This is a genomic window from Novosphingobium jiangmenense (assembly GCF_015694345.1).
Classification (GTDB): Bacteria; Pseudomonadota; Alphaproteobacteria; order Sphingomonadales; family Sphingomonadaceae; genus Novosphingobium; species Novosphingobium jiangmenense.
This window is the reverse complement of record NZ_JADQDC010000006.1, coordinates 129,934-148,083: the sequence shown is the minus strand read 5'-3', so window position 1 is coordinate 148,083 and position 18,150 is coordinate 129,934. Positions and strand designations below refer to the sequence as shown.

At 63.9% G+C, this 18,150-nt stretch carries 15 protein-coding genes; 8 read left to right on the top strand and 7 right to left on the bottom strand.

The genetic code is table 11. The features are described from left to right. Positions 1–332 precede the first annotated feature (332 nt). On the top strand, positions 333–530 hold the full coding sequence (locus I2488_RS10765; RefSeq protein ID WP_246465607.1) for a YezD family protein: 198 nt from the start codon (positions 333–335) through the stop codon (positions 528–530). 90 nt (positions 531–620) lie between these two features. Next, the gene (locus tag I2488_RS10760) at positions 621–3,155 is read left to right on the top strand and encodes a TonB-dependent receptor (protein ID WP_196275800.1); all 2,535 of its coding nucleotides are present in this window, start codon (positions 621–623) and stop codon (positions 3,153–3,155) included. A gap of 77 nt (positions 3,156–3,232) precedes the next feature. Here the strand turns inward: I2488_RS10760 and I2488_RS10755 are convergent, their stop codons facing one another. After that, positions 3,233–4,066, bottom strand: coding sequence for a TIGR00266 family protein (locus tag I2488_RS10755; protein ID WP_118073624.1), 834 nt, complete (start codon positions 4,064–4,066; stop codon positions 3,233–3,235). Between the two features lie 122 nt (positions 4,067–4,188). Between I2488_RS10755 and I2488_RS10750 the strand changes: the two genes are divergently transcribed. Continuing rightward, a complete protein-coding gene (locus tag I2488_RS10750) occupies positions 4,189–5,454 on the top strand; it encodes a cytochrome b/b6 domain-containing protein (RefSeq protein WP_196275799.1) in 1,266 nt (421 codons plus the stop codon). Here the strand turns inward: I2488_RS10750 and I2488_RS10745 are convergent. From I2488_RS10745 to I2488_RS10725, 5 genes are all read right to left on the bottom strand, one after another. After that, the gene (locus I2488_RS10745; protein WP_196275798.1) at positions 5,429–6,154 is read right to left on the bottom strand and encodes a TetR/AcrR family transcriptional regulator; all 726 of its coding nucleotides are present in this window, start codon (positions 6,152–6,154) and stop codon (positions 5,429–5,431) included. The two genes, I2488_RS10750 and I2488_RS10745, sit on opposite strands and share 26 nt — an antisense overlap. Further along, positions 6,105–6,293, bottom strand: coding sequence for a hypothetical protein (locus I2488_RS10740; protein WP_196275797.1), 189 nt, complete (start codon positions 6,291–6,293; stop codon positions 6,105–6,107). The genes I2488_RS10745 and I2488_RS10740 overlap by 50 nt, the downstream gene beginning before the upstream one ends. A gap of 84 nt (positions 6,294–6,377) precedes the next feature. Next, on the bottom strand, positions 6,378–7,847 hold the full coding sequence (locus I2488_RS10735; RefSeq protein ID WP_196275796.1) for an efflux transporter outer membrane subunit: 1,470 nt from the start codon (positions 7,845–7,847) through the stop codon (positions 6,378–6,380). After that, on the bottom strand, positions 7,847–9,415 hold the full coding sequence (locus I2488_RS10730; RefSeq protein ID WP_196275905.1) for a DHA2 family efflux MFS transporter permease subunit: 1,569 nt from the start codon (positions 9,413–9,415) through the stop codon (positions 7,847–7,849). Before I2488_RS10730 ends, I2488_RS10735 begins: the two co-directional genes overlap by 1 nt. A 14-nt stretch (positions 9,416–9,429) precedes the next feature. Next, positions 9,430–10,569, bottom strand: a complete 1,140-nt coding sequence (locus tag I2488_RS10725; RefSeq protein ID WP_196275795.1) for an HlyD family secretion protein — start codon at positions 10,567–10,569, stop codon at positions 9,430–9,432. 343 nt (positions 10,570–10,912) lie between these two features. Here I2488_RS10725 and ahpC point away from each other — a divergent pair, with 343 nt between their 5' ends. From ahpC to I2488_RS10705, 4 genes are all read left to right on the top strand, one after another. Further along, positions 10,913–11,476, top strand: coding sequence for an alkyl hydroperoxide reductase subunit C (gene ahpC / locus I2488_RS10720; protein ID WP_196275794.1), 564 nt, complete (start codon positions 10,913–10,915; stop codon positions 11,474–11,476). Between the two features lie 173 nt (positions 11,477–11,649). After that, positions 11,650–13,209: an alkyl hydroperoxide reductase subunit F gene (gene ahpF, locus I2488_RS10715; RefSeq protein WP_196275904.1), complete on the top strand. Its 1,560-nt coding sequence runs from the start codon at positions 11,650–11,652 to the stop codon at positions 13,207–13,209. Positions 13,210–13,382: 173 nt separating this feature from the next. Beyond that, on the top strand, positions 13,383–15,314 hold the full coding sequence (locus I2488_RS10710; RefSeq protein WP_196275793.1) for a glycoside hydrolase family 3 protein: 1,932 nt from the start codon (positions 13,383–13,385) through the stop codon (positions 15,312–15,314). Between the two features lie 74 nt (positions 15,315–15,388). After that, positions 15,389–16,855, top strand: a complete 1,467-nt coding sequence (locus tag I2488_RS10705) for a helicase HerA domain-containing protein (protein WP_196275792.1) — start codon at positions 15,389–15,391, stop codon at positions 16,853–16,855. A 7-nt stretch (positions 16,856–16,862) separates the two neighbouring features. Here I2488_RS10705 and I2488_RS10700 read toward each other — a convergent pair whose 3' ends face one another. Continuing rightward, a complete protein-coding gene (locus tag I2488_RS10700; RefSeq protein WP_196275791.1) occupies positions 16,863–17,399 on the bottom strand; it encodes a DUF3237 domain-containing protein in 537 nt (178 codons plus the stop codon). Between the two features lie 227 nt (positions 17,400–17,626). Between I2488_RS10700 and I2488_RS10695 the strand changes: the two genes are divergently transcribed. Then, positions 17,627–18,106, top strand: a complete 480-nt coding sequence (locus tag I2488_RS10695; RefSeq protein ID WP_196275790.1) for a MarR family transcriptional regulator — start codon at positions 17,627–17,629, stop codon at positions 18,104–18,106. Positions 18,107–18,150: the final 44 nt, after the last annotated feature.

Below are 18,150 nucleotides of genomic sequence, written 5' to 3'. Positions count from 1 at the left end.
CCAGCGCCATTGGCGAGGGGTGTCCTGCGGCAAGGCGGGAGGGCGACTTGTCGCGCGTCATTCTCGCTCCATCGCTTCTTTATTGTCTATCGAAGAGATAGAGTTTAGGTGCCTCGCACGCTCCGGCCGTGTGTCGGCGCAGATCAACCTCTCCGATCGCTGATAGGAAAGCTTGAGGGCACAACAGTCGAAGTTTAATGTCTACTGAAAAAGTTGAGTATAGAAGCTTCACCAACGGCGGTTGATTCGCCGGAAACCGCGCAAACAGGGGCATCACGACAATGGTATCTGCATCGACGGGTGTTCTTCGCGCCAACAGGATCGAACGGGCGATGACCGAACCCACCAAAATGCCTTCGGGCACCGGGGCTGGCAATCAGGGTGAGTCCGAACGCCATCTCGAAGAAAGCATCGCAAGCGTGCGCGAGGCCCTGACAGGGCTGCGCTACGGCTCGGTGCAACTGACCGTCCACGAAGGACGTGTCGTCCAGATCGACGTGACCGAAAAGCGACGGCTCAAGCCGAACTGATCGTTCCACGCACCAGGTTTCAAGAACAGAACAACCGTACCGCTGACCGGACCACCGGAAGCATCGTTCGGGAACACATGAGGTCCTACGATGAATTTCCGCGTCCTTCTCGCGGGTGGCGTTGCGCCGCTCGCTCTCCTCTCGCATGCCGCCTTCGGGGCCGAGCCTGCTCCGGTGGCCGACCCGCAGAACACGGTTCCCCCTGCTGACGTAACCGCTGGCCCTGCGGAAGCTGATGGAGCGCCCGGTGACATCGTCGTCACCGCCCGCCGCCGGACGGAGAACGTTCAGACCGTACCCATTGCCGTTTCGGTGGTCGATGCGGGCCGTCTCGAAGCGCAGGGCACGTTCAACATCTCGCGCCTGACACAGATTCAGCCGACGCTGCAGTTCTACACGCAGAACCCGCGCAATACCTTCATCAATATCCGCGGGATCGGGGCGCCGTTCGGACTGACCAACGACGGCTTCGAACAAGGCGTCGGGATATACATCGATGACGTCTACTACAACCGCATCGCCTCGGCGACGCTCGACTTTGTCGACGTGCAGCAGATCGAGACGCTGCGCGGGCCGCAGGGCACTCTCTATGGCAAGAATACCACGGCCGGCGCGATCAACATCACGACCACTCCGCCGAGCTTCGACTTTGGCGGCAAGGCCGAGGTGACGCTGGGCAACCTCAATTTCAAGCAGGGCAAGGCGACCATCACCGGCCCGATTTCGGACACGCTGGCCGCGCGGATCAGCGCTTCGACCACCAGCCGCCGCGGCACGATCTACAACGTCACCACCAATTCCTACATCCAGTCGATCGACAACCTCGGCGTGCGTGGCGCGCTGCTGTGGAAGCCCAGGTCCGACCTCAGCGTGACGCTTTCGGGTGACTGGAACCTGCAGGATCCCATCTGCTGCGCTTTGCCGTTCTACAGCTATGGCCGGACGCAGCGCGCGGCGAACCGCCAGTTGCCTGCCTTGCTGACCTACTTCCCCGGCTATCCGCGCGCCGACTATCCGCTGCCCAACGTCGATCCGTTCGACCGCCTTACCGACGTCGATGCGCAGCTTGCGGCCCGCAACGAGCATGGCGGTCTTTCCGCCAAGGCGGTGTGGGATCTGGACGAGGGCAATACGATCACCTCGATTTCGGCATGGCGTTACTGGGACTGGGGGCCGGCCAACGACCGCGACTACACCGGCTTGCCGATCTACACGAAGGTCAACAACCCGACGAAGCAGAACCAGTACACCCAGGAATTCCGCTGGAATCACAAGGGTTCTGGCTATGATTTCGTGATCGGCCTGTTCGGCTTCCACCAGTCGATCCGCACCAGCGGCATCCAGCAGACCGGCACGGCGGCAAGCAAGTGGTTGCTCAATCCCACGAATGCGCTGTCGAACAATCCCAACGTTGCCAACAATCTCGTTGCGGTCAACGACATCCGTCTCGACAACACCAGCGCTGCGCTGTTCGGCAAGCTCAATTGGGACGTGACCGAACAACTCGTCATCTCGCCGGGCTTCCGCGTGAACTATGACCGGAAGAAGGGGCTCTACAATTCGGTGGTGACCGGCAATGCTTCGGACGGCACGCGCCAGATCGTCTCGCCGGTGCCGGGCTCGGCCTACTACAATGATCCGTGGATCACGCAGCTGCGCGGCATTCAGGCGTCTCAGTTTTTCGAGCCGACATTCAGCGCCTGGAATCTCTCGTACGACGTGAACGTCCGGTACAAGATCACGCCGGACGTCAATGTCTATGCGACCTACGCCCGCTCGTTCAAGACCGGTGGCATCAACCTCAACGGTGTTCCCGCCGACGCCAACGGCGTGCCAATCGCTTCGGCGTTCACGATCAAGCCCGAGAAGGTGGACCACTTCGAGGCGGGCTTCAAAACCCAGTTCTGGGACCGCAAGGCAACGTTCAACGTCACCGGCTTCTGGACCGAGATCAAGGACTTCCAGGCCAGCGTCAGCAACGGCCAGCTCGGCACGGTGCGCGGCTATCTGGCCAATGCCGACAAGGTCCGATCGCGCGGCGTCGAGGCCGATCTGTCGCTGCGTCCCAGTGACCGGTTCAGCACTTACGCTAACGTGGCATATACCGATGCCACCTTTGAGAAGTTCTGCGACGCTCCGCCGCCGCCCGAGCTTTCGGGTGGGTCCAGCACGGGCATCGTCGTGACCGGCAAGTGCACCTATACCGGTACGATTGGCGCACCGGGCACGCCTGGTGCGGTAAGCCCGCCGTTCGTTGACATCTCGGGGTCGCCATTGCCGGGTGTTTCGAAGTGGGCGGCAGCCTGGGGGGCGGAGTTCAACCTGCCCACGCCGATCTTCGGCGAAGAGGGGCAGGCGTACTTCGGCTATGATGCCAGCTATCGTTCGAGCTGGTCATCGAATCCTTCGCCTTCGATCTACACCAACGTCGCAGGCTACTCGCTGCACAACTTCCGGGCAGGTTTCCGCACCGACCGGTTTGACGTGTTCGGCTGGGTGCGCAACGCGTTCAACCAGAACTACGTCGAGCTGCTGCTGGCGGGTACCGGCGGCAACACGGGCCTGATCGCGGGGCAAATCGGTGATCCGCGCACGTTTGGCGGCACCATCAAGGCTACTTTCTGACTCTATCCCTCCACCCCGCAGCGCATGCGGTACTCAAGGGCCGGTGGAGTGATCCACCGGCCCCTTCTTTTGGCAGATCAGTTGTTGCCGCCGATGAAGTCGCCCAGTTCGCCGAGGATCGAGCCTTCACCACGGTTCTGGCCGCCGCGTGATCCGGCGGCGGCAAGCATCCGGCCGGCAAGGCGCGAAAAGGGCAGCGACTGGATCCATACCTTGCCGGGGCCGCGCAGGCGCGCGAAGAACAGACCTTCGCCGCCGAACAGCACCGATTTCACGCCGCCCGCCGTGACGAGGTCGAAATCGATGCCGGGCGTGTAGGCGGCAAGGCAGCCGGTATCGACGTGGAGTTCCTCGCCGGGGCGCAGTTCCTTCTCCACCAAGGTGCCGCCCATCTGGACGAAGACCCAGCCATCACCATCGAGCTTTTGCATGATGAAGCCTTCGCCGCCGAACAGGCCGGTCATCACGCGCCGCTGAAAGGCAACGCCGATGGAAACGCCGCGCGCAGCGGCCAGGAAGCTGTCCTTCTGGCAGATCAGTGTACCGCCCACGTCCGACAGCTTGATCGGCAGGATGGCACCGGGCGTGGGCGAGGCAAAGGCTACGCGCGCCTTGCCGTGACCGTTATGGGTGAAGACGGTGGTGAACAGGCTTTCGCCGGTGACCAGGCGCTTGCCCGCGCCGAGCAGCTTGCCCATGAAGCCACCCTGCTGATCGGCGCTGCCATCGCCGAACACGGTGGTCATGCCGACCGAGCCGTCCTTCCACACCAGCGCGCCCGCTTCGGCGACGGCGCTTTCACCGGGATCGAGCTCGATCTCGAGGAACTGAAGTTCCTGCCCCTTGATCTCGAAATCGATGTCGTCGGCGATGCTCGCGCTGCGATGATGGGCCCAGGGACTGTTGGACATTGAGGTCTCCCGTGAAGTGGAATGGCACTGATGTAGCAATCACCAGCGCTGATGCGAGAGGGCATATCATGTCTTCGTCGGCGCTGTTATGACGCTCGTCGGATCGAGGGGAATTTTGACTTATGACGACGCTGCGGCCCGAACGGTATTCTGCGCTTGCGATCATACTTCATTGGGCGATTGCCCTGCTGCTGCTGTTCCAGATCGGGCTGGGCTGGGCACTCGAGGACCTGCCCAAGGGCGCGGTACAGTTCGCCGGTTACCAGTTCCACAAGTCGGTCGGCATCACGATCCTGCTGCTGAGCGTGGCGCGATTGGCGGTGCGGCTGTTCAAATCACGACCCGCGCCGGTGCCCGACGGCAAGGCGCAGATGCTGCTCGCTTCGGCTGTTCATGTCCTGCTTTACGCTGTGATGATCGTGGGGCCGCTGACCGGGTGGATCATCGTTTCAACCGCCAAGGTACGGTTGCAGACCATGCTGTTCGGCAAGGTGCCGTGGCCTGATCTGCCGGTAGGGCAGGGACTGCATGAGCCGGCGGAGGTCCTGCACGGAGCGCTTGGTACTGTCGGCATCGCGCTGATCGCGCTGCACGTGGCCGGCGCGCTCTACCACCATCTCAAGCGGGAGTACGTGATCGGGAGGATGCTGCCCGGCGTGATCCGTTCGCACAGTGCCATCGGGATTGCCGGACTTTTGGCGATTGCGCTCGGGGTAGGAGCGCTGATCTGCGGGCTGTTCCTGTCGTTCCCGGCCAGCAAGGCTCCTGCCGCAGCGCCGAGCGATACGGCTTCAGCAGTTGCTAGCGATGTAGCCAGCGAGGAGCCTGCCGAAGTGGCGACGGCTGAGCCGGTGGTTGCGGAGTCGGAAGCAGCCGCTACTACCATGGCGAGCGCGTGGAAGCTGGAGAAGGGCGGCCGCCTCGGCTTCTCGGCAGAGTACAGTGGCGAGGCCATCAGCGGATCATTCTCGCGCTGGGATGCCATGATCGTGTTCGATCCCGAGGACCTGCCAGGCTCTTCGATCCGCGCGACGATCGATCTGGCATCGGTCGAAAGTGGCGACAGCCAGCGTGATGACATGCTGCGCAGCGACAGCTTCTTCGGCGTTGGCGCACATCCGACCGCGCAGTTCGTCTCGACCAACATCCGCGAGGCGGGCGCGGGGCGCTATGTCGCCAACGGCACGCTGTCGCTTCACGGCCAGCGCAAGCCACTCGCGCTCCGTTTTGCGCTGAAGATCGATGGCGACAAGGCTTCGGCCAATGGCAGCGCCACACTGCAAAGGCTGGCATTCGGGGTCGGCGAGGGCGAATGGTCGGCGACCGATCAGCTCAAGGATGCGGTCAGCGTGAACTTCTCGCTCAAGGCTGTGCGGAAGGCGCCGTGATGTTGCCGCTGTGGCGCAGACTCGCGAAGAAGAACTCGGAATAGGCGCGCGCCCAGCGTTCATTGGCGGCGGCATCGATCTCGCCTACGGGACCTTCCAGGCGCGCGTGGCCGAGCAGCCCTTCGAGCCAGAAGCGGGCGGCTAGTTCGGGCTCGGCCAGGGCGAGGTTCTGCTCGTGGGCAATCTCTCGTAGTTCGTCGGTGATGTTGGTCAGCGCATCGATGTACATGGCCTGGCGGTAATTCATCTCGCCGTTGCCGAACTCCTGATCGCACCAGTCGACCAGCCGTTCCATCATGCGGCCTTCCGGTGAATGGAGCACATGCATGACCGCCGCAGCGCGCATGCAAAATGAATCCATCAAGGGGAGCCCCGCGCCGAGTTTCATGATTTCGAGGCGTCGTTCGACGGTCTTGTGCGCGAGCAGGGCTTCGAGGAATTCGCGTTTGCCGGCAAAGCGGGAATAGATCGTCGCCTTGCCGATGTGGGCGTGGCGGGCGACGCGATCGAAGGTAAAGGCTTCGAAGCCGTGGTCCCTCAGGACTTCCCATCCGGCTTCGAGAATGCGCGCAGGAAGCCTTTGCGCTTCCTCCAGCGAGGGGCGGCCGCGCTTGGCTGCGGTCCCGGCCAGGCCATCACTGGCCGAAAGATCAGTGGACGGTGGGCTGCTGTCCTGCGAGTGAGAGTGCGGCTTCGTCATGCGGGCGATCCCGCTCGCACAGACGGTCGGCCAGTGCCTCGGCAATCCGGTTGTGAACCGGGCAGGACATCTCCAGTCCTTCGCGATAGGCCTGCCAGAAGCGGAGGCCCGCATCGGTAATCCAGCGCATCTTTCCCACTTTCTCGCCTTTGCGGCGTATCGTGGGTGCAGAGTGCCTCAGCCATGGCTGGAGTCAATATACTATAAAATGGGCGATTTCGTCTCATTTATCGGGTCCTGACCCTGCCGTCCCGGCGCTCCAGCCGAGGCCAAGTGCCTTTTCCACCGCGATAAATCCGCTTGTCAGCTCGGCTCTGGACGAGGCCGTAGCCATGGCGAGCTGCAGAGCCTGCCGCTCTGCGGTGAGGCGATCGGGTTTGGCGATGGTGCCGGCTGCGAACCTCTGCTGCTGCAGATCGACGTTCTTGCGCGCGCGATCCTCGGCATCGAGCGCCTTGCCGAAGGCGACGCGTTGCGCGCCGAAGCGCGAGAGCGAGGCCTCGGCATCCTGCAATGCGGCGAGCACGGTGCGGCGATAACCGGCCTCGGCTTCGGCGTAGGCACCTTTGGCGGCTTCGACCTGCCGGTTGGCGCGGCCGCCGTCGAAAAGGTTCCACTTGATCTGGGGCAGGGCGATGCCGACGATGTTTGCGGGATCGAAAATGTCGCTGATGTTCTGGCCCCCGAGGCCGAGCAGGCCGAGAAACGAGATCTTAGGGAACTTGTCCGCGATTTTCACGCCGACATCGGCGTTGGCAGCGGCCAGCTGGCGCTCGGCCATGCGAATGTCGGGTCGGCTGCGCAGGAGCAGAGCGGGATCCCCGATCGCGATTTCCGCGGGCGGGAGGGGCACGGGCGCGGGCGTGGCCAGCAGGCTATCGAGCGTGCCGGGCTCCTTGCCGGTCAGCACGGCGATCTGGTCCATCAGCACTGCGATCTCGGCACGGGACTTGGCCGCGTCTGCCTCGCTGGCGAAGGCCTGGGCCTCGGCTGCATTCACCGGCTGCTGCGGGATCGAGCCAGCGGCAAAGCGCTGGCGGGCAAGAGATACCAGTTCGCGGTCAATCTCGACCTGACGGTCCTGCAACCCAAGCATCGCCTGGCGCGCGCGCAGGCCGACGTAGGCCCGGGCAATCTCGGCCGACAGCGTGACGCGCGCGTCGGCGGCACTGGCCTCGGCGGCTTCGGCGCGAGCGGACGCAGCCTCGATCTTGCGGCGGGTGCCGCCGAACAGGTCGATCTCCCACGAGGCGTCAAAACCGAGGTTATAGGCGTTGATCTCGTCGCGTCCGCCACCGTTGCCGGCGATGTTGCCGGGCACGTTGATGTAGGGCGCGGCGAAGGAGGTATTGATCGTCGGCAGCGCGGCGGTGCGGTTGGCGGCGAGTGCGGCGCGCGACTGGGCAATGCGCGCGTTGGCAGCAGCGATGCCAGGGCTGTCCGCCAGCGCGGCATCGACCAGCTGGTTCAGCACGGGATCGCCAAGGCTTTCCCACCAGCGGGCGGCAGGAGCAGTTGCCACAACGCCAGCGTCAGCGCGGACGAAGCTGCCGCGCACAGCGGCCTTTGGGGCGGTCTCGGGAGCGCCCTTGTAGTCGCGGCCGACGGTGGCGCAGCCTGCGAGCAGCGCGGCGAGCAGCGCGGCGAGCAGCGCGGCGCTGCCAAGGCGGCGGAGGGGGAGCGAGGCAGTCATCAGTGTGCGGCCTTTGCGTGGTAGCCCTTGGGAAGCGGGCGCAGAAGGAGAACGAGCGGCGCGACGACCAGAATGCCGATGGTCAGCGCCATGAAGTCGTCGTTGAAGGCCATGACCATCGCATCGCGCAGGATCATGCCGTCGAGCGAGCGGAAGGCTGCGGCCAGGCCGTCAGGCCCGCCGCCGTAAGTCATGGCTTGCTGGCTGACCCAGTCCTGCACGTTGAGGTCATTGGCCCCGAGCGCGCTGTGAAGGGTCCAGCGGTGGAACTCCCAGCGCTGGTCCTGCAGGGTGGCAAGTGCCGCAAGGCCGACCGAACCGCCGAGGTTGCGCGAGGCGTTGAACAGACCCGCAGCATCGCCGGCATCCTCGCGCGCCACCGAACTGATCGCGGCCTGATTGAGGAACATCATGCAGAATACGGTGCCAAGGCCGCGCAGCAGCTGGGTCTCGACAAAATCGCCTCCGCGCGATTGCGCGGTAAGCGTCACGTCAAGATAGCAGGACAGCGCGAGCAGTGCGACGCCGGTGCCGACGATCAGGCGCAAGTCGACGCGCGAGATGAGGATCGGGAACAGCGGCATCATCATCATTGCCGGAATGCCGGAAATGAAAACGATCTGCCCGGCTTGCATCGCGTTGTAGTTGGCGATTGCGGCAAGGAACTGCGGAATGACGTAGGCGGTGCCGAACATCACCGCACCCAGCACGAAGGCAAGCACGAACACCGCCGCGAACGAGCGCTGGCGCAGCAGGGCAAGCTTGATCACCGGGCGCTTCGCCTTGAACTGGCCGATCCCGATGAGGATGAAGCCAAGCAGCGTCACCGCGCTCAGTTTCCAGATCAGCGCGGATTCGAACCAATGTTCGCGATGGCCTTCCTCGAGCACCACGGTGATGCCGCCGAGGCCGAGCACGAGGCCGATCACGCCGAACCAGTCGGCGTTGACCAGCTCGCCCAGCTGCATCTTGCCCTTGGGCAGGCCGACAAGCAGCAGGGTGATCAGGATCAGGCTGATCGGCACGTTGACGAAGAAGGCATAGTGCCAGCTGAAGTTCTCGGTCAGCCAGCCGCCGACCAAGGGACCGAGTACCGGGCCCATGATCACGGTCAGGCCGAACAGCGCCGTCCCGACCGGTTGCTGGTTCGGTGGCAGGCGCGTGGCGATGATGGTGAGGGCCGTCGGGATCATGGCGCCTGCGGTGAAGCCTTGGCCAACGCGGCCGAGGATCATCATGGTCAGCGACGACGACAGTCCGCACATCACCGAGAAACCGGTAAACAGGATAGCCGCGATCAACAGGAAGCGTCGCAGGCCGAACACGCGTTCGAGCCAGCCGGTGAGCGGGATGATGATGATCTCGGCCACGAGATAGGCCGTGGCGATCCACGTGCCTTCGCTCGATGAAGCGCCGATCTCGCCCTGGATCGTCGGCAGCGAGGCGTTGACGATCGAGATGTCGAGCGTCGCCATCAAGGACCCAATGGCGCCGGCGGCGACGCCAAGCCACGCCGAAACGTCGGCCTTGGCTGCACTTGCAGGTGGGGGCGGGGCCACGTCGTCCATGGTTGCCGACTGGCTCACTTGGCCGAGACCCGATCCTGTTCGTTGCGGATCGCATCGATTGCCGACTTCGCCGAGCGGGTGTCGACCTCGACCGAGAGCGACAGGCCGGGGACGAGGACCTTGCGCGATTCAGGGCCGGCGTTGATGCGGATGCGAACCGGCACGCGCTGGACGATCTTCGTAAAGTTGCCGGTCGCGTTCTGCGGCGGGATCAGCGAGAAGTTCGCACCGGTACCCGGGGTGATGCTCTCGACCGTGCCGTGGAAATCGACGTCGGGCAGGGCATCAACGTGGACCGTCACCGGCTGGCCGGGGCGCATCAGGCCGATCTGGGTCTCCTTGAAGTTGGCCTCGACATAGATTGCCTCGGTCGGGACGATCGTCATCAGGCGCTGGCCGGGCTGGACGAACTGGCCGATGCGTACCGTCGAATTGCCGACCTTGCCGCCGATGGGGGCAACGATGCGGGTAGTGGCGAGATCAGTGCTGGCGGCATCGCGCTGAGCCTGTGCAGCCTTGATCTGTGCGGTGCTCTGGCCGGCCTGGGCACGGGCACTGGTCACGCGGTCGGTTGCCGCAGCGAGACCGGCCTGCTTGGCTGAAACGTCGGCGGCGGCCTTGTCGCGGTTGGCGACGAGCTGGTCGAAAGCCTGACGCGGTTCTGCGCCGCTGGCGACGAGCGGGCGCATGCGGGCAACCTCGCCGTTGAGATAGGCAAGATCGCGCTGCGATGCCTGAAGTGCCGCGCGGGCCTGTCCGACTGCGGATTGCGCTTCCTGGATCGCAGCGGATGCAGCGGCCTCGGTTGCGCGAGCGACATCGACTTGCGCGGTGCTCTGCGCAAGGCGCGTGGCGTAATCGGTGGGATCGATCTGAACTAGTAGCGTGCCCTGCTCGACTGCCTGGTTGTCGGCAACGGCAACTCGGCGGACATAGCCGCCGAGCTTGGAACTGATCGTGACGCCGTCGGCTTTCACATAAGCGTCTTCCGTGTCCTGCATGTAACGGCCGACGGTCTCGTAATCGTAAAGCGCGTAGGCCCCGTAGAGCGCGCCTGCGGCCAGCGCACCGAGCGCGATCCGGCCTGCAGTCTTCTTGCGGCCATCATTGTCGGCGGGTGCGGCAGCTGTGTTCGGGTCGGTCGAGGCGGCCATCTGAGATCCATCCGGAGATAATTGAACGAAATCGTTCCGTTGCGAATTGCCACTTGGTTCAACCGCGCCGCGATTTCAAGTGCGGAAATTGCGGCGCATCGTGCAAAAACTGCATCAAGGTGCGGCAACGCCCGCGAAACTCATGCGTTCCGGCGATTTCGCAGCACCTGTCCTTTAGGTCAGAGATTTCCTTGAGGACGTGAAAGTGCCATCAAACATTCGCCATTGATCGAGGCAATCAATCAAACAGGGCGAATTTGCTCATTGGAATTTGGCGGGTCCATGCACTACCTCCAGCCTCGTATCCCGGTTCACCAATCCACAACGAGAAGGATTTGAGTCTATGTCGATCGTCGGAACCAAGCTGAAGCCGTTCCAGGCAACCGCTTTCCACCAGGGCAAGTTCGTCGACGTGAGCGATGCCGACGTCGTGGGCAAGTGGGGCGTGTTCTTCTTCTACCCCGCCGACTTCACCTTCGTCTGCCCGACCGAGCTCGAAGACCTCGCCGACATCTATGGCGAACTGCAGGGCCTCGGCGTTGAAGTCTACTCGGTCTCGACCGACACGCACTTCAGCCACAAGGCCTGGCACGAAACCTCGCCCGCTGTCGGCAAGATCAACTACTACATGCTGGGCGACCAGAACCACGTGATCTCGAACAACTTCGGCATCCTGCGCGAAGGCGTCGGCCTGGCTGACCGTGGCACCTTCGTGACCGATCCCGATGGCACCATCCAGCTGGTCGAAATCACCCCCGAGGGCGTGGGCCGCAACGCTGCGGAACTGCTGCGCAAGATCAAGGCTGCCAAGTACTGGCGCGAGAACCCCGGCCAGGTCTGCCCGGCCAAGTGGGAAGAAGGCGCTGCCACGCTGGCTCCGTCGATCGACCTCGTCGGCAAGATCTGATTGTTCTGGCGGGGCGTTCACCGCGTGGGGTTGAACGTCCTGCCATGACTGCCGGACGGGCCGTGCCGCTGACGGGCGGCCCGCCGGTTCCACGATTTCGATCCTCTCCAGATTGATCCCCGTGCGCCGACCATGCGGTGACGCGCGAGTCCTGTTGTCCAAAGGAAATGACCATGCCCGTTCTCGACGCCGCCACTACTGCCCAGCTCAAGGCCTATCTGGCCAACCTGCGCCGGCCGATCGAGCTGGTCGCCACTCTGGACGACAGCGCCAAGTCGGCAGAACTGCGCAGCCTTGTCGAAGAGGTTGCGGCGCAGTCCGACAAGGTGAGCGCGCGCTTTGACGGCACCGACGAGCGCGCCCCGAGCTTTGCCATCCGCGCCGATGAGGGTCGCGCAGAGGCCGTGTTTGCCGGCTTGCCGATGGGCCATGAGTTTACCTCGCTGATCCTCGCGCTACTCCATGTCGGTGGGCACCCGCCGAAGGAAGACGCGGACCTGCTTGATCAGGTGCGTGGCCTTGAAGGGCCGCTGCACTTCGAGACGTTCTTCTCGCTGACCTGCCAGAACTGCCCGGACGTCGTGCAGGCGCTCAACATCATGGCTGCGCTGAACCCCAACATCACGCACGTCGCCATTGATGGCGCCCTGTTCAAGGACGAGGTCGAGCGTCGCCAGATCATGGCGGTGCCGACCGTATTCCTCAACGGCCAGCCCTTCGGTTCGGGCCGCATGGACCTTGCCCAGATCGTCGCCAAGCTCGACACCAATGCTTCGGCTCGGGCGGCCGAGAAGATCGCTGCAAAGGAGCCGTTCGACGTTCTCGTCGTCGGAGGTGGTCCGGCCGGGGCCGCGGCCGCAATCTATGCCGCACGCAAGGGCATCCGCACCGGTGTGGTGGCGGAGCGTTTCGGCGGGCAGGTGCTCGACACAATGGGCATCGAGAACTTCATCTCCGTACAGCACACCGAAGGACCGAAGCTCGCCGCGCAGCTGGAGAGCCACGTCAAGGAATACGAAGTCGACGTGATGAACCTGCAGAAGGCGACGGCGCTTATTCCCGCAAGCGAGGGCAGCTTGCACGAGGTTCAGCTCGAGAACGGCGCAAGCCTCAAGGCGAAGACGCTGATCCTCTCCACCGGCGCACGCTGGCGGCAGATGGGCGTGCCCGGCGAGGACGAATATCGCAACAAGGGCGTGGCCTATTGCCCGCACTGCGACGGCCCGCTGTTCAAGGGCAAGCGCACGGCGGTGATAGGCGGCGGCAACTCCGGCGTCGAAGCGGCGATCGACCTTGCGGGCATCGTGGCGCACGTGACGCTGATCGAGTTCGACAGCCAGTTGCGCGCAGATGCTGTGCTCCAGGCCAAGCTGCGTTCGCTGCCCAACGTGACGATCGTAACTTCGGCGCTGACCACGGAAGTTCTCGGCGATGGCGCGAAGGTAACTGGCCTCGTCTACAAGGACCGCACGAGCGAGGAACTGCACACGGTCGAGCTCGAAGGCATCTTCGTGCAGATCGGACTTGTCCCCAATACGGAATGGATCAAGGGCGCGATCGATCTTTCGGCGCGGGGCGAAATCGAGGTCGATGCCCGCGGGGCGACCAGCGTTCCGGGCATCTTTGCAGCGGGCGACGCCACGACGGTGCCCTACAAGCAGATCATCATTGCCATGGGCGAAGGTTCCAAAGCTGCGCTTTCTGCGTTCGACTATATGATCCGACAGGGATAACTTAACCCCCGGTTTCCCAAGGGCTTTCCCCTTTTTTGCCCGAAGGGTCGCAGAAGCGGCGGCGCAATGTGCTTGCGTCGCCGCTTTTTCTTTGTCCGGGCAGTTGCCTCGAATGACACCCAGCTTTAACGTGGTTCGTGTCTTGCGCTGTCATGTGCGAGTGGGAGAGACCTATGCCGCGTTCAATCGCCTCGCTTCGTTGGGGTTCAGCAATCCTGCCGGGCGTCCTCGCAACGGCGCTTGCCAGCAGTCCGGGCTGGGCTGGCGAGGGCTATCGCGATCTCAACCACAATGGGCGTCAGGACGTCTACGAGAATCCGGCAGTACCGGTCGCACGTCGTGTTGACGACCTGCTGCGGCAGATGACGCTCGAGGAGAAGGTCGCCCTCATGCTTCACGGAACCCTTGCCGCCGAGAATGGGGCGAGGATTGGCTTGGGCGTGGCCTACGACAAGGGCGCTGCCCAAGTCCAACTGGCCCGTGGCGTGAACAGCGCGATTACGCGCCTATCGCCTGATGCGAAGACCTTTGCCGAAGAGAACAATACGATCCAGCGGCTTGCCGAAGCCACCCGGCTAGGCATCCCGGTGACGATCAGCACCGATCCGCGCAACCATTTCCAGGTGACCGTCGGGGTCAGTTCGGCTTCGGGCGGGTTTTCGCAGTGGCCGGAAACACTTGGCATGGCCGCAATCGGTGACGAGAAATTGGTCGAGCGGTTTGGCCGGATCGTCGCCGCCGAATACCGCGCGGTCGGCATCCACATGGCCTTGAGTCCGCAAGCCGACCTCTACACCGAACCGCGCTGGGCGCGCGGGGTGGCGACGTTCGGATCGGATGCGGCGACGGTTTCCCGGCTTGCGGGAGCCTATGTGCGCGGCTTCCAGGGCAGTCCCAAGGGACTCGTCCGTTCGGGCGTTGCCACCGTGGTCAAGCACTGGGTTGGCTATGGGGCAGAGCCGGAGGGCTTTGACGGCCACAACTATTATGGCCGCATCGCCCGCCTCGACAACGCCAGTTTCGCCCAGCATGTCGCTGCCTTCGAAGGCGCGCTGGCGGCCAAGTCTGCAGGCGTGATGCCGACCTACGTCATTGCCGATGGTGTCCGCATCAACGGCAAGCCTTTGCCGCAGGTTGGCGCGGGCTTCAGCAAGCCGCTGATCGACGGGCTCCTGCGCAAGACGAAGAAGTTCGGCGGCATCGTCATTTCCGACTGGGGCATCACCAACACCTGTCTCGAGCAGTGCAAGGCTCCCACCGCGGAGAAGCCGCAGGGGTACAACATCGCCATGCCCTGGGGCGTCGAAGGTCTCTCCGAGGAAGACCGTTACGCGATGGGCGCGAACGCCGGGATCGATCAGTTCGGCGGCGTTGACGATCCGGCACCGCTCTTGGCGGCAGTCCGCCACGGCAAAGTCAGCCTCGCCCGCGTGGATCAGGCGGCGCGGCGTGTGCTGACGCTGAAGTTCGAACTTGGCCTGTTCGACAACCCTTATGTCGACGTGGCCCAGGCGACCAGGGTGATCGGCGATCCGGCCACTCAGGCTGAAGCCGACAAGGCCCAGCGCGCAGCGCAGGTCCTGCTGGAAAACAAGGCAGGAATGCTGCCACTGGCATCGGGCCGGAAAGTCTGGCTGTCGGGCGTCAATGCCGACATCGCTCGTGCCGGCGGTCTGACGGTTGTCGACACGCTTGATCAGGCCGATGTCGCGCTGGTCCGCGTCGCAACCCCGTTTGAGGTGCTCCATCCCAACCACTTCTTCGGCTCGCGCCAGCACGAAGGAAGGCTCGACTTCCGCGCCGACGACGCGGCAACCAAGGTGGTGACCATGGCATCGGCCAAGGTGCCAACCATCGTCGCGGTCGACCTCGATCGCCCAGCAGTGCTGACCTTGCTCAAGGACAAGGCAAGTGCCCTCTATGGTCTGTTCGGGGCCAGCGACGCAGTGCTTGTCGATCTCGTGACCGGCAAGGCGAAGTCGCAAGGGCGCCTGCCGTTCGAACTGCCATCGTCGGCCAAGGCGGTGGAAGATCAGCACCCCGGGCGACCCGATGACAGCGCGGCGCCGCTTTACAAGCGGGGCGATGGCATCGTCCTGCCGTAGCTGCGGACAAAGGCCGGGGAAATCACGCTTCTGCGGCCTTGCCGATTCCTCCCGTCTTCGCCAGAGCGTCAGGCGTGAGCGCATCAATCGTCATCGGCGCCGACCGGTCCGGCGCCTCTGTCAGGATCGACGTCGAGGAACTCCTTGCCACCCGCCTGCTGGTGCAGGGCAACAGCGGGTCGGGCAAGTCGCACCTGCTGCGCCGTTTGCTCGAAGAGAGCGCCAGCATCGTCCAGCAGGTGGTGATCGATCCGGAGGGTGATTTCGTCACGCTGGCCGAGCCTTTCGGCCACGTCGTGGTGGATGGTTCTGCCTATGACGGGCCCGAGATCGCCAAGCTGGCCGCACGGATCCGCAAGCATCGCGCTTCGGTGATCCTCGCGCTCGACGGGCTTGAACTAGAAGCGCAGATGCGCTGCGCGGCGGTGTTCCTCAACACCCTGTTCGATGCCCCGCGCGACGAGTGGTATCCGGCGCTTGTGGTCGTCGACGAGGCGCAGATGTTCGCGCCTGCCGCCGCCGGTGACGTGACGGACGAAGTGCGCCGCCTCAGCCTTTCGGCCATGACCAACCTGATGTGCCGCGGGCGCAAGCGCGGACTTGCCGGCGTCATCGCCACGCAGCGCCTTGCCAAGCTCGCGAAGAACGTCGCCGCCGAAGCCTCCAACTTCCTGATGGGGCGCACCTTCCTCGACATCGACATGGCGCGCGCAGCCGATCTGCTCGGCATGGAGCGGCGCGAGGCGGAGAAGATCCGCGATCTCGAACGTGGGCACTTCCTTGGCCTTGGCCCGGCCATAGCTCGTCGCCCGGTCAGCGTCCGTATTGCCGACGTTCAGACCCGCGCGCGAAACGTGGTGCAAGGGCTGATGCCGCTGCCGAATGCTGCCGGGGCGGAGATGGAATCGATCCTGCTGTCCGAGCCACTGGCAATGGAGCCGCCGCCCCGCGCGCCCGAGCCGGAAGTTCTTGCTCCCGAAAGCGGCGAATTGCTCGAGCAGATCGAAGGCTTCGTGCCTGCCGCCGAACAGGTCGAACCACCTGCAGCGCCCAGTCTGTTCGAGGCAGAGGAGACGGCCGCGAGCATTGCCTCGATCCTCGCCGAAATGGCGGCCGAGCCCGATTGCACCTTCCAGCCCGCATCGCAGCTCTATCAGGACTTCACCGTCCGCTGCCGCATGTTGCGCATCCTGCCGGGGATGGATCTGGGCGCTTTCCGCCGCCGCTTCGCGATGGCTGTTGCGGGGATCTATGACGACAAGGCAGCACAGTGGCAGGACCTGCTGCGCATCGGCAAGGACGTGCCTGACGACCTGCTTGCGCCTTTCCTGACGCTCGCCCGCGCGGCCGTGGAAGGCGCACCTTGCCCTGATGACGAGCGTCTGGCCGAGATATACGGCACGCGCTCATCGGGCCGCATCCGTCGCCTGCTGGAACATCTCGAGAAGGGCAACCTCATCGTGGTCCGCACCGATTATGGCGGTCGCCGGTCGGTCGGCATCCCCGCGCTGGGGATGACGACAGCACCGGTCGAAGCCTGAGAAGCCTTTACTCTACGGCGTAGAAATCGATCACCACGCCATCGGGCTTGCGAATGCCGCGTGCGACGAACACCTTGCGCCGCAGCCATTCATAGGCGCCGGGCTTGACCGAGAAGCGCGGTGTCGTGCGGAAGTAGTAGGCCGACGGATCGACGGCTTCGCCCTTCGCCAGCTTTTCGATTACCTCGGGCGCGGCGGTGCGCACGCCCGGATTGGTCACTTCGATCACGGTCCCGTCCGTGGTCTTCAGGAAATAGCGTGCCTCGATCGAGGTCAGCCCGCCCGGCAGGATGGCCTGCCAGTCGCCGCCGCCGGGAAGCACTTCCCCGTTCAGCGCCGGGCCGCTGACGGTGCCGCCGGTTATCGGGATGAACCGCTTGCGACCGGTGTCGATTTCGCCCTGTTCAACTGGCGGTGCCAGCGTGGCCTTCACGGTGAAGGCATAAGTGAGCGAAGGCGGGGGCGCGCTCGGACCGCTCTGGGCCTGCGCGACTGTGGCCGTAAGGGCGGTTGCGACAATTGCCAGTATAACCTTGCCCGACATTGCTCATTCTCCCCGTTTCCAAGTCGAAGTGCGCGATATCGCTGTCTTTGTCGAGGCTGAAGCACGGCGCGCGGGGTTTTCCACGGATGAAGGCTCCAATGTGCATTGCACAAAACACTTTGCAGAACTTGTATGCTTTACTAATGGACGGAGCCGACCGCCGCGCGATCCTGCGAGCATTTCCGCCGCATTGAAGGAGCCGCGCGCCAGCGTTGGAAGGACAATCCGTGGCTACGGCAGAGATTACCCGTCAATCCGTCGTGCCCGATCTCGATCTCGACGAGCTCGATTCCGTTCTTGGCCTGCATATCGGCACGGTCAACACCCTGTTCGTGACCCGCCTCGAGAAGCGGCTCGATCCGATGAGCGTCACGCCCAAGCAGGTGGCGATCCTGTGGCTGGTCAACGCCAATCCCGGGGTGAAGCAGACCGACCTTTCGAAGTTCTTCCAGATCGAACGCCCGACCGTGCACCAGTTCGTGCGGCAGCTGATCAAGAACGGCTATCTGCTGAATGAGCCCTCGAAGCTGGATCGCCGTGCCGGCGGTCTGTGGCTGACCGACGAGGGGCGTGACGTTCTAGGCCGGGCGCGGCTGGCCATTGCCGAGCACGAAACGGAACTCACTTCCAGCCTTACGGCGCGGGAGAAGTCGGAATTGTTCCGCATCCTGATGAAGCTCTATCTTTCGGCACCGGCGAAGGATTGACCGTTCAGCCGCGGGACATACCTTGGGCGCTATGCTCTGCCCAT